Source organism: Dictyobacter kobayashii, assembly GCF_003967555.1.
GTDB lineage: Bacteria > Chloroflexota > Ktedonobacteria > Ktedonobacterales > Ktedonobacteraceae > Dictyobacter > Dictyobacter kobayashii.
Genome location: NZ_BIFS01000001.1, coordinates 2730253 through 2747050, shown reverse-complemented (window position 1 = coordinate 2747050; position 16798 = coordinate 2730253). Strand labels below are relative to the sequence as shown.

The following is a 16798-nucleotide window of genomic DNA, read 5'->3' as shown; positions in this document are numbered from 1 at the left end:
GACGATTAAAAACGAATCATGATGGTAAGAGGGACTATTTGGGGGATAAGAGGAGTAGTACAAAGTAATACAAAAGTACTTATTCCACCGTTGTCGTAGACAGTATGAAAAATGAAATATTAAGATGATAGCGACCCACCAAAATACAGCGAGAAAAAATATAGCATAAAGGGCAAACGTTGACCGAGGTTCAAATCATACTTGAAGTCGGCTAATGATAGCCAATTGGTATTATTTGCTTCTCAAACAGAGCAATTTATTCGTATTTGTTATTGGTAGCCAGGAAGTTACCATGTTTCGTTAGATATGTGGGAGAGCAGAGTGGTGGCAGTAAAGTATTTAACACATTTAGAGAGAGACAAAGAAACAAGAAAAGTTCTCCTCTCATTAGCCCAGAGCATTCAAGAGCGCGACATCGTTACATACGAGCACTCGCGCCGAGTAGCTGTTTATGCCCAAAGGCTGGCACGTTATCTCGGTTGGAGCCGTCGTGAAGCAAGGGACCTGGCGCTTGCCGCGCTGGTACATGATCTGGGTAAGACCTGGATTGGTAACGACATCTTAAACAAATCGGCGGCCCTCTCGACCGAAGAGAGGCAGAAGATGGAGCGCCATCCAATTACAGGGGCAAGAATACTAATCGGATATGAAGTTCACCCTTTTTATGTGGAAGCGGTGCTCTATCATCATGAGTCCTGGAACGGACAGGGCTATCCGGCCAAATTAGCAGGGGAAGAAATACCACTCAGCGCCAGAATACTAACGGTAGCTGATGTCTATGATGTCCTCACTTCACAGCGTCCATACAAAGCCCCACTCACCACGGACGAAGCACGAGAACGCCTCCTGGCTGGCTCAGGCACCAACTTTGATCCGGTTGTCTTACAAGCATTTGTACATTTACTGGATATCACGCCCGATTTCACCTTAGCGCAGAATATCTGTGGCATTTCCTTAAAGAGTCTCCGGCAACCTGGTTTTTATAATATGTTTATCGCTGGCTCCTGACAATGATCTTCACTTTTTAAAAGTAGTAGAAACAAAGCTCAACCCTCCCGCCTGCGGCGGGAGGGTTGAGGAGAGAGGTGAGCGGGGTCACCCCGCACCCCGTCAGGAGGGGCGGCGAGCCCCTCCTGCACCTCCCGCTTTCTAGCGCTTTATTTGGTTATATGGTACTGCAGAAAACTTCAGAGAGAAGCTATTTCTTCCAGGAACTCCCTGTAGCGATCTGGGGCTGAGTATTATAATTAGCGGGAACAGTAATATCACTGCCATAAAGTCCCCACTTTTTAATTAAGGCAGAATACATACCATTCTTTTGTAGAGCCTCAAGGGCCAGATGAATCGTAGAGAGCAGGGCCGTATCATCCTTACGAACCATAATACCCTCTGTCGTCACCCCGACCATATTGCCCTGCAGCTGCAGCACATCCGGGTGAAGCTTTAAATAATATTCCGCCACTGAAGCATCTTCATAAGCAGCGGCAACATGGTGGCTCTGCAACAACTGAACCACAGCATCGTACTGCTTCACCACCACCACTTTTAGCATAGCTTTACCATTCTTAAGGCACGCATCACCCATGCTCAGTAATTCACGACGCTCAGAGGTCAGTTCCTTCACAGCAACAGATTTACCACAAAGATCCTGCAAAGAATGAACGGCCGACGGATTCCCTTGAGGAACCAATAGATATTTGCCGCCACGAAGATATGGAATAAAATTTACGCGCTTTTGTGCTTCAGGAGTCATGCTAACGGCAGAAATGACCACATCAAAGCGTCTATTTACCAGGCCATCAATCAGCGATTGAAAATCATTTGAGGTCACATTTGCCTTTACATGCATCTGCGAAGCAATGTCGCGGATTAAATCGATATCAAAGCCAGCAGGCTGCTTACTAGCAGGATCGAGAAACTCCTGAGGAAAATAATTGGTATAGCTACCGACAGTCAGCACATGGGCAGTAATCAAATGCAGCCCATCATCTACTGGAGGTGATGGTGTAGGGAACAAAACTTGAGAAGCTGACCCACCAGCGCAAGCCACCAGAAAAAGCGAGCACAGACAAAAAGGAAGGAAGACATTCAGACACCGATAGCGCCGCCCGCCCCCCAAAAAGGATAGATCATAAAAAATGAAAACTCCTCTCACATACAACACAGACAGATGCAGCAAAGCCTTAGCTATCTCATCCTTTACAACTCCCAGACCAGATGCGCACCAAAAAATGCCTACGTCTATTAAGTAATTACGTCAAATAAACACGTGGTGTCACAAACACAAGAATTTTATACACAGTAAGCAACAAGAATTTTACCTTTATTAGAAAAATGCCGGAAAAATGATGTGCTACTGGCTGTTTCTTAGAGGATGTTGTGATACACTATTGAATAGTCAGGTGCAAAATATAAGCCGAAAAACACGGCAATACTACTGTCCACTTGTAGTCGCGGAACTCACATTGAGGGGCTTGGAGGGTCTAGTATGGCCATCAGCTTTGACCGCAGCATCTGTTGCGAGCTCAACGAAACCATCTCCCGCGAATGGCTCGTAACCAATGGTCTGGGAGGATATGCAGCAGGGACAGTTGCAGGTGTGCTTACACGAATGCCACACGGATTACTGGTGGCATCACCGCCAAATGTACTACAACCACAGCTTTTACTAGCAAAAATTGATGAAGAGCTCACCTTTGATCAGCGTACATATTACCTGGGAACCAATGAATACAGGGATGGCATATTTAATCCATCAGGTTTTGTACACCTGGAAGCATTTCGGCTTGAAGAAGGTTTTCCTATTTTTACCTACCGCTTAGGCGGCATAGACGGTTTGATACTGGAGAAACGTATCTGGATGGCGCGAGGCTTCAACACCACCTATATCCAATATAATTTACGCCACCCCCTCACCCTGGATAAACCAGCCTATAAACGCAGCGACGCTTCAGGGCCACAATCCCTGAACAATGGACGCCTGGCGCAAGCGAACGAACAGGATGAGAGCAAACAATGTATCATTACCTTGCTACCATTTACAGCTAACCGACCCTATAACATGCCAAAGCGTGGACAACAGGCTCCCCAGGTGCAGGTAAAGGTACATAAAACCGAAGACACGAACACAGCCGGTGAGGAAGATCCAGCCAGCTATCTACTTCCGAGAGGGAGCGCTGGCTGCACCATCACAGCTAACACGATAGAGGTCCCATACCATCTCATAGCTACCAGCCAACCAGAAAATCAAGCCACATTTATTCCGACGGGGGTATGGTATTGGAATTTCCTACGGCGTTGCGACGCAGCAGCAGGCCTGCCTGACACAGACGATTTATATCTACCAGGAGTCTTTAGAGCAACGCTATGTCCCGATAGCCAGTCAACGCTCACCATCGTAGTCAGCACAGAAGAACTGGCACCTCAGCTCTACCAACACCGTGCCATCACAGCTCTTTATAAGAAGAATATAGAACAACGCCAGTCTACGCTAGAAAGGGCGCTACGCCCACAGCCAGCCCCCAGGAAAACATAGAGCCCATGCCAGCAGAAACGCCGCCGCATCTCTTACCAGTTACCACTGCATCAGATCCCTATGCGGGCGGACAAAGCTATCTACAACAGCTACTCTACGGCAGTGAACACCTTCATCATACATGAGCCTGCAGCTACCAACCTTTTTGAGAGAGAAAAAATTAATAGGTCGATCAGTTCCAGGTGGGAAGATCAGGCAAAGATAGTTTTAATCTCAGACTATTTCGCGCAAGAACATAGAACACGAGATGCCTTAATAGCCATTCCCGGCCTATTACTGACCACAGAACAATACGCAGAGGCATATCAATTCTTACGTAGCCTGGCGGACCACTTTATAGGAGGAATTCTTCCCGACCGGCTCCCCACCACACGGCAAGCATTAAACGATCATAGTTACAGCAATGCCGATATTACACTATGGTACATCTATGCGCTCAACTACTATTTGCAAGCAACCGATCATTATGAGTTCCTTGAAGAAATCTTTCCCCGGCTAGTCGAAAGCATTAACCGCTACAAGCAGGGAACCCATAATGGCATTCGGGTTGACCCCACAGATGGACTATTGATAGCAGAAAAAGCCGGCAAAGCCCTGACCTGGATGAACGAATATCATGAAGGTCATCCAATTACGCAGCGAGCAGGAAAGCCAGTAGAGATCAATGCCCTCTGGTACCACGCTCTGACACTTATGCAAAGCTGGACCGAACGTTTAGAATACATAGGCCACACAAGCAGTAGCGCCGTATATTATCAACAGCAAGCCAGTCACTGTAAACACAGTTTTCAGCAACGCTTCTGGAATACTGAGCAAGGTTACCTGTATGATGTTATCGATGGGCCAGAGGGCAATGATGCCACCCTACGTGTCAATCAGCTATTCGCGTTGTCACTAGCGCATCCCATACTGGACGCAACGCATCGGCGCCAGGTTTTTGAAATCATTACTCAGCAGCTGCTTACGCCATATGGATTACGTAGCATGGCAGCGCAAGAACCAGGTTACCACGCGCACATCGAAATAGATCCCCGCGCCCCACAGGCCTACCAGCAAGCACTGCATCAAGGCAGCTGCTGGGTCTGGCTGCTAGGTCCCTATATCGATGCCATGCTAAACCAGTGCAGAGAAGCAGTAGCCGAGCAGGACAATCAATTATTCCAGGAATATTTATGGCGTAAAGGGATGAAATTGCTCGAGCCCCTGCAAGAAAGGTTCAGCCAGGGACTGCTAGGAATGTGTGAAAATATCTTTGACGGCACCAGTCCACAACAAGCAGGACCACAAAGCGCGGCCATACTCAGCACAGCAGAGCTGTTACGTACCTACAATCGGCTCGTCAGAATGCGCATCGACCATCCAACACGCTTACTCCTCCTTTAATAAGGAAGAGTACCAAAGAAGAGAATAATCTCCATAGCACTTAGCGAGCTAGACAGACCCATTACCTGCAACTCAAGCAGTATTAACTAAAGTCCCTTAAAAAAAAGGAGTTCTGCACACTTTTTCCAAGTTATCCACACTGAATGTGGATAACTTTTGGGGAAAAGTAGCCTCTACTGACAGACCGTTAATAGACATAATGCCATGAATAATAACTCACAATAGGGTCTGATTTATGAAATAATGTTCAAAGTGGATAACTTTTTGACGCATTTTTCCTATAAACATAAGTTTTCCACATAGCCTGTGGAAAACCTCACAGAAACCTCACAGAAACCTCACAACAGCCAATAGCTGGTTATATAACCAGCTATAAAATTTCACACCATTTTCACACCCAAAAAGTTTTCCACAGAAATTGTGGAAAACTTATCCACATTATCCACATTAGTTATGTCTAGTTGATAGTCATCCTATCACTCCATATAGCCAGCTATATAACAACCTCACAGAAACCTCACAACTTCCTCACAAGATTTGAGTTTTCCACATTGAATGTGGATAAGTTTTCCACATTATCCACATTTTCCATAGCTGGCTATATAGCTGGTTATATTGTTATATAGCTGGCTATATAACAACCTCACAGAAACCTCACAACTTCCTCACAAGATTTGAGTTTTCCACATTGAATGTGGATAAGTTTTCCACATTATCCACATTTTCCATAGCTGGCTATATCACTGGTTATAAACCTCACAGAAACCTCACAACTTCCTCACAGCGTTTAGAGTTATCCACAGCCAGTGTGGATAAGTTATCCACAATAGAACGATAAAGATAAAAACGCCATATAACTGGATAAGTTTTCCACATTCGATGTGGAAAACTTATCCACAATTTCCACATGTACTGACAAGTTCTCCCCAAAATCTCACAGAGTTATCCACATTGGCTGTGGATAACTTTTGTCATTCCACTGTTTCGGATGAAAGATCGCTAAACAAGCAGGTAATAAAAGAAGAGGAAAAGATAAGCAACCAGGTAGAATAAAAGTAACAAACGCTAAACATTCTGTCAACAACAGATAGGTGAGCATCAATAAAAGGGTCCAAAAATGTAAAATTCGTCATAAAAAGAGAGATTATCCACATAGTTATGACTTTTCCACATTCGATGTGGAAAACTTATCCACAGCCAAAAATGTCTGTGGATAACCTGTGGATAACTCGGGCAAACCTGTGGATAACCTGTGGATAACTTTCGAACAAAAGTTCTCAATTTTATGCGATGTGGATAAGTTATCCCCAAGTTATCCACAGGCTATCCACATAAATTCGCCTGCTCGCACGTTTGTGTGGATAACTTTATAGGAGGCCCATAAAGCCGCCGCTCAGGCTTGTGGAAGCCATAGCCAAAAAGAAGAAAAAACGGCTCAAAAAAAAAGTTATCCACTTTTCCACATCCCCTACTACTACTGTCTTTTATATTTTTTTTAAAATATATATATTTATTAGTAGTATAGGGCTGTGGATAACTTTGGGATCGGCTGAAAAATCGGGAGGGCGATAGCCACCGAGCGGTGAAACAAGAAATCCACCAATCAGGCGCTATTGGATAGTAAAAATCCATCATAAAGCAACGATCCTGACGTCTTATATTTAGCAAAGGGAGATTGTTTGGTTGTACAATAGCGGTTAACTACAAAGCATGGAGAAAACAGATCTGAAAATCGCACATCGCCGGATGGAGGAGTGGATCAGGAAAGAAGCCCAGATGTCCTATCAGCGCGATTACCGTCTCAACTTTATCGTTACAAGTAGTACAATAGGTATATCACCTTCAAAAGTTTCGTATATTTGTGCATATACTTTTAATTCGACTAACAGAGTGAGCAACGCATTATGTGACAGTGTTGTAGATCGGAATAGCTATACACGCGACTTTTAAACAGATAGCTCGTTATATTGGTGGAATAACCCCCACTCATCGCGATCTCAAAACATCACGAGGACCGCTTTGTCTAAGGATTAAAGTATGACATCAGTAATTGAAACTATTAAAGCGAAGGTAGATGTCGTAGATGAGATTAGTACAGTCGTCACTTTGCAGAAATCGGGAAAGTCTTACAAGGGCTTATGCCCATTTCACAATGAGCGTACACCATCATTCTATGTATTCAGAGAAAGCCAGACCTGGCACTGTTTTGGATGCAATGAAGGTGGAGACATCTTTTCCTTCGTACAAAAGCAGCAAGCACTAGATTTTCACGAAGCTCTCCTCTACCTGGGTGAGAAAACGGGGGTGCAGATTGAAGAGTACGGCGGAAACGACCCGGAAGAAGAGCGTGAGGCCAGTGCAGCCAGGGAACGGCTGCGTAAGCTAAACGAAGAGGCTCTCCTCTGGTTTCACCAGATGCTACTGAGATCGAAAGAAGCTGCAGGAGCCAGGGCTTATGTTGAGAGTCGAGGTATCTCATCGGATACGGTACTCTCCTTCAGTCTTGGATATGCCAGTGAGCAATGGGATAGTTTATCGCGCTATCTTTTGAGCCGAGGCTATACCGAGCAAGAGCTGGTACTAGGTGGACTGGCTCGTTGGCGAGAAAATGACAACTTTGGTGGTGAGCGTAACGGGATATACGACTACTTTCGCAACCGACTTATTTTTCCTATTCGAGATGATCGCGGACGGGTGATCGGTTTCGGTGGTCGAGCTTTGGGAGATACAAAGCCCAAATACCTCAACTCACCTCAAACAATGTTATTTGAGAAAAATACAGTTTTATACGCTATAGATATGGCGAAAGATGCAATAAAGCAAATTGGGCAGGTGGTTATAGTAGAAGGGTACGTAGATGCTGTTATTGCTCATCAGTATGGAACGAAGCAGACAGTCGCCTGTATTGGTAGCGCAATTACTGAAAAGCACATTCAAAAGCTCAAAAAGCTAACCAAGCAAGTCACGCTTGCGCTTGATCCTGATGCAGCCGGTAGTGCCGCAACAGAGCAAGGCATCAAAGAGGCGCTCAAAGGTTTTGACCGCACCTTTGTTCCTGTTCCACTTGCTGGAGGAAGCGCAGTCAGGAGAGCAAGCCAGTCGGGGCAAAAAGGCCAGAAAGCCGTAAAGCAACCGGCACGTGGCATCATTCGGCTAGAAGAGCAAGTAGATGCAGAAATCAACGTTCTGCAACTACCGCCAGGAGAAGATCCTGACGAAGTAATCAGGCGAGATTTCTCAACCTGGTTTTACGCCGTCAACCATCCACTGTCACTTATCGACTACTATTTCGTTGTCAAGACAGGGGATCTTAACTTACGGGAACCAGGAGGAAAGACTGAAGCTGCTAAAAGGCTCCTACCGGTTATCGGAATGATCAGCGACCGTATCAAAAGGGACGCTTACATACGAAAACTGGCTGGAATGATCAGCATCGACGAACGTAGTCTCTACGATGAGCTGCAGCGCGTCATGCGAGGACAAAAATCCACGGGTTTTACAGCCAACTTTAGTGGAAAAGTAGCTGAAGTCGAGCGCATGCCCCAACAGGGGCAAAGGAGAACGGGCGCTGAAGGGAGCGAAGAGTATCCAGAGGAGAATGCAGAACCTGAAAAAAAGGATATAAGAGGTAACGCAAGCAAGACGAAGATCGGGCTTGACAGAACAGAGCAGAGTACGTTAAAATGGGAGGACTACCTTATTGGGCTACTCGTGCAAAATCCAGGCCTATGTCCGCATGTTTGTGTTATAATTAACGAAGGTGACTTCGCTGGGACAGACACGCGGGAGTTGTACCACTTACTCAACTCTGTGTATCAACGTGAATCTTCCCCTTCATACCAATCCTTAGAACAATTTGTGCCCTCGGCACTGATGCCCGCAGTAGCCAGGGTTCTTGAGAGTGTTAAGGCGATGTCTCCAAGAGACGCAGAAGCACTGGTAAAAGAAGCAGTCCAGTGTGCCACACGTCTCAAGAAATTGCGATTGAGACAATTAAATACAGAACTAAAATTTCTTTTACAAGAAGCCGCCGCAGCCGGGGACAAAGCCGCTGTCAGGCAGTTACAGCAGCAATCTGTGGCAATACAACGGCAGCTACTTACACTCGACACCGCCACACGGTTACAGGGGTAGGTAGAACAACTGACGTCACACATGACGAAGCAACTCAGCTTGCCGCAACCTGGCTGAATGGAGGCGGCGCTAAAAAATCAATTTTACCAAATCGGACCAGAGAACAGGATTTGTTATCATTTATCGTTTATTATATTAGGCCTGTTTTCTGAAGGGGGATGCCAGAATGGTGAATCGGGACCAAGAAGTAATGGATCGAGTACACAATGACCGTGGAAATGTCGGCACTATCAGTACAGGGCCATTGAATAAAGTTTTTGATCTTGAACATTTTGATATGGATCAATCCATGTTAAATGATACGGCAGATGTCTTTAATATTGACTCCGTCGGTCATCATGCTCACGTTCCAGCGGCAAGCGTAACGGCACCCGCCGAGAACAGCGAGGGATTTGACCTGTTTAAATTGCAGGACGAAGAGCCTATGGACGCCCTGGATCCAACCAAAGAGCCACCAGCAGACTGGGAGCCCGGCCCCGAAGACGTAGCAGAAGTGGACGCTGAGATCCTGGCAGACCCGAAATGGGATGAGCTTGGAGATGGCCTGGGAATTGTAGTGGCTGATCTTGAGAGCAGTCTGGATGATCCTGTGCGCATGTACTTGCGTGAGATCGGTCGCGTTCCCTTGTTGAATGCTGAAGAAGAAGTTCGCTTAGCGCAGTTGATGGAACGTGGTAAACAGGAGCGCATTCGGGCTGAGCGCCTTAAAGTAACGCCCAACCGTAAATATGTTGAAGACGGTGAAGAGGCCCAGCGCCGCTTGACCGAGGCCAACTTGCGCCTGGTCGTTAGTGTAGCCAAGAAATACATTGGCCGTGGTATGAACCTGCTGGATCTGATTCAGGAAGGTAACATTGGCCTGATACGTGCCGTAGAAAAATTCGATTACACCAAAGGTTATAAGTTCAGCACTTATGCCACCTGGTGGATTCGTCAGGCGATCACCCGAGCGATCGCTGACCAGGCGCGTACAATTCGTATCCCTGTGCATATGGTAGAGACCATTAACCGTCTGATTCGTATCAGTCGCCGTCTGCTACAAGATCTTGGACGCGAACCAACCTCGGAAGAGATCGCCGAGCAGATGGAGATCAGCGCAGAGAAAGTACGTGAGATCATCAAAGTCAGTCAGGAGCCTGTGAGCCTGGAAACACCAATTGGTGAAGAAGACGACAGCCACCTGGGTGATTTCCTCGAAGACCAGACAGCCCTGGCTCCCGCGGAAGCCGCCAGCCACCAATTGCTCAAAGAGCAAGTGGAAGACGTACTGGACAGCCTGACAGAGCGTGAGCGCAAGGTCCTACAATTGCGTTTCGGTCTTGATGATGGTCGTAGCCGTACCCTGGAAGAAGTTGGCAAAGAATTTCACGTAACCCGTGAACGTATTCGCCAGATTGAAGCCAAAGCACTGCGCAAATTACGTCATCCTAGCCGCAGCAGAAAGCTAAAAGATTATCTAGACTAGCATCCATTTAACAATGTGCATAACTCTGCACAGATGTGGATAACTTATCAACAATTTTAAGTGAGCCGTTAATTAACGGCTCACTTTTTTTTACTTTTGTGTGCTCATAGAAAGATATTTGCTGCTCTAACGGTATTATAGTTGGGGAAATTAGAGTTTATGGAAAAGTTATCCACACTGTCAACGCGTGGATAAACTATGAAAGAATGTGGATAACTCAGCTAAATGTGGAAAACTTATCCACATTTGTTACTAGGATAATATGCGTATGGATAGGTGGAAAACTTATACGGATAGGTGGAAAACTTATCCACATATCTGGCTGCTTTATCCACATATTTAGTGATGAAATATTTCTCTTCATCGCTGTGGAAAACTTATCCACAGCGATGAAGAGAAATATCGGGCGAGGGAAATGTAAGCGAAACTCGTTTTTTCGAATCATCCGCGTGGCTCAGATTTAGAAATAGCTCAAAACGCATCTACAGCCATAATAGGACCGATGCATTTGTTAGCGGGTATAATTAGTGGTAAAAAGATCCGCAAGGGTTCTAATGGCCTTCTCAAGAGCTTTCTTAATTGCTTAAAAATAATCTTTCGTTATGATTTGGCATAATTCACTTGTATAATGCTTTAAAGATTATCGGAATGCTAGCTTGTTGAATTGAATATATTAATGCATCTATATAATGATATGGAGGAAGATATTTATGTTGTCAGAAAAAATGCAGCCAGTAGAAGATCGTTTTTATATAACGACATGCCTGTAGTGCTTATATGGGGGTTGTGTAGTGTGCCGTATAAAGTTTTGTCTGAGTGGCACACTACACAGCAACATCAGGATTGTATTGCTTCAGCGGAAATGCGGACGATTTCTACAAAATCGTTTTTGACACTGGCTCCCCCAATGAGTCCACCATCGATATCTGGATGAGCCATAAACTCGCCAATGTTAGCAGAAGTCACACTGCCACCATATAGAATACGGATAGCCTGGGCCGCGCTCTCACCATAGATCTCGGCATAGGTATGGCGAATAAAGTGAATGACATGGCCAGCGCCAGCAGCCGTAGCAGCTTTTCCTGTACCGATAGCCCAGATCGGTTCATACGCAATAACGATTTGTTGTGCCTGCTGCTCATTTAAGCCAGCCAGGCTTTGCTGAATTTGAGCTTTGATCACAGATTGAGTTTCACCCAATTCATACTGCTCCGAGTTCTCACCCAGACAAACAATTGGGCGCAAACCATAAGCAAGGGCCGCCAATGTTTTTTTATTGACCAGTTCATCGCTCTCACAAAAATACGTACGACGCTCTGAGTGGCCCAGGATAACCGTGCTACACAGCTCCTTCACCATACCAGGCGCAATCTCACCGGTAAAGGCACCCTTATCTTCATAGTACATATTTTGCGCACCCAACTCGATACCCGGGGTTGGAAGCGCTTCTAATACCTTATGAACAGCAGGTAGAGAGATCGAAGGGGGCAAAGAATACTCAGAATAGATGGATTATGCTGAATAATATGTCCAAGCGCGGGGATAATCTCCCTGGCAAAATTAGCAGCCTGTTGCGGCCCCAGATTCATCTTCCAGTTGCCAGCTATAATCGCAGTGCGAGAAGTTGCCATACATTGCTCCTTTACCAGCATGGATCGTCAGAGATCCAATTTTATGTACAATTATGAATTGATGGGGCGACCAGTTGGCCGCCCCACTCATTCTCATGAATAATTAAGTGATACCCATAATTGTATCACCTTTATGGTCAGGCATCCTGTAAGGCTGCTACACCTGGAAGGACGCGGCCCTCTAAAAATTCGAGCGAGGCGCCACCACCAGTAGAGACATGGGTCATCTTACTGGCAGCTCCAGCCTGTTCAACTGCCGCGGCTGAATCACCGCCACCAATAATGGTCGTCGCGCCCTGCCCGGTGCGTTCAATCAAGATCTCAATGGTAGCATTGGTACCCTTAGCAAAGGCCGGCATTTCAGCCACACCCAGCGTACCATTCCAGACAATAGTCTGAGCCTCAGCCAGCGCGCGGCGGAACTCTTCGATCGTAGCCGGGCCAATGTCCAGAATACGCCATCCCTGGGGAACGTTCTGAGCGGGTACAACCTTATGCTCAGCATCGGCAGCAAAGCGATCAGCGATCACAACATCGGGCGGTAGAATAAATTTTTTGCCCTGTTGTTGCGCCTGTGCAATTAATGCCTTCGCCTCAGCTACTTTTGCCTCTTCAAACAGCGAATCCCCAATCTCAAATCCCTGAGCCTTCAAAAAGGTATTCGCCATGCCGCCACCGATCAGAATAATATCCGCGATCTTAATCAAGCGCTCCAGCACAGTGATTTTATCTGAAACCTTTGCGCCACCAACGATAGCCGCAAAGGGACGGCGAGGATTCTCTAGCGCGCTGCCCAGGAAATTAATCTCTTTCTCCACCAGGAAACCCGAGACGCCAGGGAGGTAGTGGGTTACCCCCTCAGTAGAGGCATGTGCCCGATGAGCCGTCCCAAAGGCATCATTGACATAGAGATCGCCGAGGGAAGCCAGCTGGCGAGCAAATTCAGGATCGTTCTTCTCTTCTTCTTTGTGGAAACGCAGGTTCTCCAGCAGCAGAACCTGGCCAGGCTGTAATGCCTGGGCTTTCTCTTCCGCCTCTGGACCGACTGCATCACTACTGGTCTCGACTGGACGTTTTAACAGAGCTGCCAGCCTGGTAGCTACCGGTGTCAACCGCATCGTATCGACCACCTGGCCTTTAGGGCGACCCAGATGGGACATCAAAATAACGGAGGCATCTTTATCAAGCAGATATTCGATCGTAGGTAGAGCAGCAACTATACGGGTATCGTCAGTGATATGTTGTTCTGCATCCAGAGGCACATTGAAATCGACACGGACCAGAACGCGCTTTCCGGCGACATCAATATCCCGAACAGTCTTTTTGTTCATGGCTTTGTCCTATTACTAGCTCAAGCCTATAAGCCTGGGCCTGACATATAAAATGGCGTAGTCACACCCAGAGAGATGTAACATACGCCATCGAAAACTGCTGAATTAGAATCCCTTTTCAGCGATAAAGGCGGCCAGATCAGCGACGCGGTTTGAATAACCCCACTCGTTGTCATACCAGGCCAGAACCTTAATCATATTTCCGCCAAGAATCATAGTAGAAAGACCATCTACAATAGATGAACGACGATCGCCACGGAAATCGGTAGAGACCAGAGGCTCATCTGTATAACCAAGAATACCTTTGAGTGAACCAGCGGCGGCTTCTTTGAATGCATCATTGACGGCCTCAACCGATGCTTCCTTACGGGTTGTGATCACAAAATCAACCACCGATACTGTTACAGTTGGAACGCGGAGAGACATACCATCGAAGCGGCCTTTCAGCTCAGGAATGACCAGAGCCAGAGCACGAGCGGCACCAGTTGTGGTAGGGATAATGTTGCTGCCAGCGGCACGCGCGCGGCGCAGATCTTTATGCACCTGGTCAAGGATACGCTGATCGTTAGTGTAGGAGTGGATGGTATTCATGAGTCCACGCTCAATACCAAACGTATCATTGAGAACCTTGGCTGTCGGAGCCAGACAGTTAGTCGTACAGGACGCATTTGAAATAATATTATGCTTAGCAGGATCATACATATTCTCGTTCACACCCAGAACGACCGTCAGATCCTCGCCTTTAGCAGGAGCAGAGATAATAACCTTTTTCGCGCCACCCTTTAAATGGGCAGAAGCTTTAGAGGCATCGGTGAAGAGACCAGTTGACTCAATAACCAGGTCAACACCCAGATCGCCCCAGGGAATCTGTGCGGGATCTCTCTGAGCAATAACTTTGACTGCATGCCCATTTACAATCAGAGTATCCTCAGTAGCTTCAACTTCGCCAGGGAAACGACCGTAGGTGGAATCATATTTTAAAAGATGGGCATTGGTTTGTGTATCGGTGAGGTCATTAACTGCCACAACTTCTAATTCACTGGAGTGGTTTTCAAGGATTGCTTTGAGGGACTGACGCCCAATGCGTCCGAAGCCATTAATACCTATGCGGGTTGCCATAGCTTTTTCTCCTTAATTATATGTTGTATCCCTTGTACAATTTGCCCATAAGGGCAGGTCTTTAGCTGCCCCTAAGTAATTTGCATCATCTCGTCATGTCATATCATCCATAGTCTGTCACAAACGAATTACAGTTGCATCTCTGCAACATGCGTAAGTGTCACGAATGGATCACAAATCATCTGTGAGAATGATATCTAGAGATGAATTACTGGCGCATTTCGACCTTGAAATACTGTAATGATGGTTGGTCGGTACTTTTCCATTTCACTTGGGGGATCCACCCAAATTGGATGCCGTTACCTTCATTTCCCTATCTGTAAGGTTATCACTTGCGAACGAAACTAGCAATATATCTGAGTGGAGAGTTTAATAGGCAAGACGAATAGTAGTGTTTCTGGTGTTGTGTGTAAAGTAACTATAGAGGAATAGTGGGGTACAGGCCTGCGCTCGTAGAATAATAAAAAATATTTTTAAACTTTTAATATCGGTCTTCATTGGGACCAGGTTCTCAATAATGTGTTTGTACCGGGCGTTGTTGAAATATATGGCTTGAGACATATAAAGTGGTAAGACTCTAATTTTAATCTCAATCTGGTCATATATCTGTATAGATATAAAACTTTTGAGCACTTAACAACCAGCAAGGCAGACCGCAATTCATAGCGAAGGGTCTGACTGCCCTGCTGGTTATTTCAGTACTTATATTAAAAATCGTTGCTCTAACTCTACAAAAGATTGCCAGGAATGATAGGGATAACTCCGATGGAGAAGCGAATATATTCGTCATCATAACCGAAGCCCGAACCAGGCACTCCAGCTATACCCGTTTTTTCAAAGAGCGAGAATGCATCAAATCCATCATTGAGCCTGCTCCAATTGTAGACCGTGGCATCATCATCTATATAAATCTGTTGGAAGAGCTGAAACTTTTCGTTGATCTCTTCTAGTTGTTTGAGTAATTGTGTACGTCGCAAACGATAGAAACGACGTAATTTTTCCGCTAACCAGGGACGAGATTGGAAGAGACGGTAATAAGCCATAAAGCGCAGTTGCCATTCGCCAGGCAAGGCGGCCAGGCCGTTGCTCCAACTGACCGAGATACCAGCAGCAATAGTTGGATCGCCACAGGTGACCCAGCCGAAACGTTCGCCAGTCAGGGTATGGGTTTTAGAAAAACTACTGACGAAGACCGTATGTTGTTGTACATCGGGGGGGTAAATGTAGCCATACGTGCCTGATCTTCCTCTGGCTTACCCGTACCGATATACGCCAGGTCAGCCAGAATATAGACCACTCTGCCCTGATCGCGATAGCGACGCAATACATTGTGAAGATCTTCCAGCTCATCCGGTGAGTAGGCAAACGCCGTAGGATTATTCGTGATCGTAAGATAGAACACACGAATATCTGGATTATCGGCCAGAATCTGATCTAACTGTGCCCCGGTAAGTTTAAAATGGTTCTCGGCAGAAGTTTTGTAGCGGTGAATATGATAGCCATAACTCTGAGCTTGCCATTCAGGGACACCGAAACCGGGCTCTGGAAACAGGATGCCCACCTGTTCTATACCTTGCGTACGATAGATATGAGCCAGGCCACGCAAAACATTATCGATACCATCCATTGCGCCCAGGCTAAGATGAACATTCTGGTGTGTAACCTGCAGCCCCCAGCGACCCATGTCCTGTGCCAGCCAACCGCGCAAGACCGGATTGCCAATGCCATAGATATCATAGATACGTGGATCAAATCCCTGGCTGAGCAAGAGACGCTCGCACTCTAACATCTGTTCCCGTAGCCAACGATAGGTCTCACCTGTGGCAGTATAATTATGTAGTTGTTCGTCAGGTAGAGCGATCCCCAACTCATCAGCCAGAATACGATAATCGGAGGGCCCCCCTCCTCTCCCTCGCATTCCACTGCCTGGCGCAGATCAATATCCCCGATTGTACGATTAACCACCTCAGTATGAATGATGTCATCTGCTATATTATGTTGGCGGCAAGTTTGTTCTAATTCAGCAACAATACGAGCCATGACGCGAATTGGTCCGGCCCCTTCTTTTATATGTGGACGATAGCGTTCTAGAATCTCACTGCGAAGTTCGCGGAGAAGTGTGCGTTGTTCATCGACTGATAGGGCGGATGGGATTGTTGAATCCATTGAAGAGGTATATTGGCTCACGGGCTGTGATACT

At 46.3% G+C, this 16798-nt stretch carries 11 protein-coding genes and 1 pseudogene; 5 read left to right on the top strand and 7 right to left on the bottom strand.

The features are described 5' to 3' along the window. Positions 1-324: 324 nt before the first annotated feature. Positions 325-1008: an HD-GYP domain-containing protein gene (locus tag EL645_RS12115; RefSeq protein ID WP_161977327.1), complete on the top strand. Its 684-nt coding sequence runs from the start codon at positions 325-327 to the stop codon at positions 1006-1008. Positions 1009-1198: 190 nt separating this feature from the next. Here EL645_RS12115 and EL645_RS12110 read toward each other — a convergent pair whose 3' ends face one another. Beyond that, positions 1199-1975, bottom strand: coding sequence for a transporter substrate-binding domain-containing protein (locus EL645_RS12110; RefSeq protein WP_161977326.1), 777 nt, complete (start codon positions 1973-1975; stop codon positions 1199-1201). 513 nt (positions 1976-2488) lie between these two features. Between EL645_RS12110 and EL645_RS12105 the strand changes: the two genes are divergently transcribed. The 4 genes from EL645_RS12105 to rpoD all read left to right on the top strand — a co-directional run bounded on the left by EL645_RS12105 (position 2489) and on the right by rpoD (position 10517). Further along, positions 2489-3535 (top strand): glycogen debranching enzyme N-terminal domain-containing protein, encoded by a 1047-nt coding sequence (locus EL645_RS12105; RefSeq protein WP_126550313.1) that lies wholly within the window; start codon positions 2489-2491, stop codon positions 3533-3535. A gap of 60 nt (positions 3536-3595) precedes the next feature. Next, positions 3596-4918 carry an amylo-alpha-1,6-glucosidase gene (locus EL645_RS12100; RefSeq protein WP_126550311.1) on the top strand — a complete coding sequence of 441 codons (1323 nt, stop codon included), beginning with the start codon at positions 3596-3598 and terminating at the stop codon, positions 4916-4918. Positions 4919-6955: 2037 nt separating this feature from the next. After that, entirely contained in the window at positions 6956-9052 is a 2097-nt protein-coding gene (gene dnaG / locus EL645_RS12095; protein ID WP_126550309.1) for a DNA primase, read from the top strand. Positions 9053-9218: 166 nt separating this feature from the next. Beyond that, positions 9219-10517, top strand: coding sequence for an RNA polymerase sigma factor RpoD (rpoD, locus tag EL645_RS12090; protein ID WP_218031820.1), 1299 nt, complete (start codon positions 9219-9221; stop codon positions 10515-10517). An 837-nt stretch (positions 10518-11354) separates the two neighbouring features. On the opposite strand, the pseudogene tpiA reads toward rpoD, so the two are convergent. From tpiA to EL645_RS39255, 6 genes and pseudogenes are all read right to left on the bottom strand, one after another. Then, a pseudogene (gene tpiA, locus EL645_RS12085) lies at positions 11355-12148 on the bottom strand (triose-phosphate isomerase). 137 nt (positions 12149-12285) lie between these two features. Continuing rightward, complete coding sequence (locus EL645_RS12080) at positions 12286-13479, bottom strand: phosphoglycerate kinase (RefSeq protein ID WP_126550308.1); 1194 nt, start codon at positions 13477-13479, stop codon at positions 12286-12288. A gap of 105 nt (positions 13480-13584) precedes the next feature. Next, the gene (gene gap / locus EL645_RS12075; RefSeq protein WP_126550307.1) at positions 13585-14598 is read right to left on the bottom strand and encodes a type I glyceraldehyde-3-phosphate dehydrogenase; all 1014 of its coding nucleotides are present in this window, start codon (positions 14596-14598) and stop codon (positions 13585-13587) included. Positions 14599-15326: 728 nt separating this feature from the next. Continuing rightward, positions 15327-15758: a PLP-dependent aminotransferase family protein gene (locus EL645_RS12070; RefSeq protein WP_246035533.1), complete on the bottom strand. Its 432-nt coding sequence runs from the start codon at positions 15756-15758 to the stop codon at positions 15327-15329. Further along, positions 15755-16387: an aminotransferase class I/II-fold pyridoxal phosphate-dependent enzyme gene (locus tag EL645_RS12065; RefSeq protein WP_161977325.1), complete on the bottom strand. Its 633-nt coding sequence runs from the start codon at positions 16385-16387 to the stop codon at positions 15755-15757. The genes EL645_RS12070 and EL645_RS12065 overlap by 4 nt, the downstream gene beginning before the upstream one ends. Continuing rightward, positions 16381-16785, bottom strand: a complete 405-nt coding sequence (locus EL645_RS39255) for a hypothetical protein (RefSeq protein WP_161977324.1) — start codon at positions 16783-16785, stop codon at positions 16381-16383. The genes EL645_RS12065 and EL645_RS39255 overlap by 7 nt, the downstream gene beginning before the upstream one ends. Between the last annotated feature and the right edge of the window lie 13 nt (positions 16786-16798).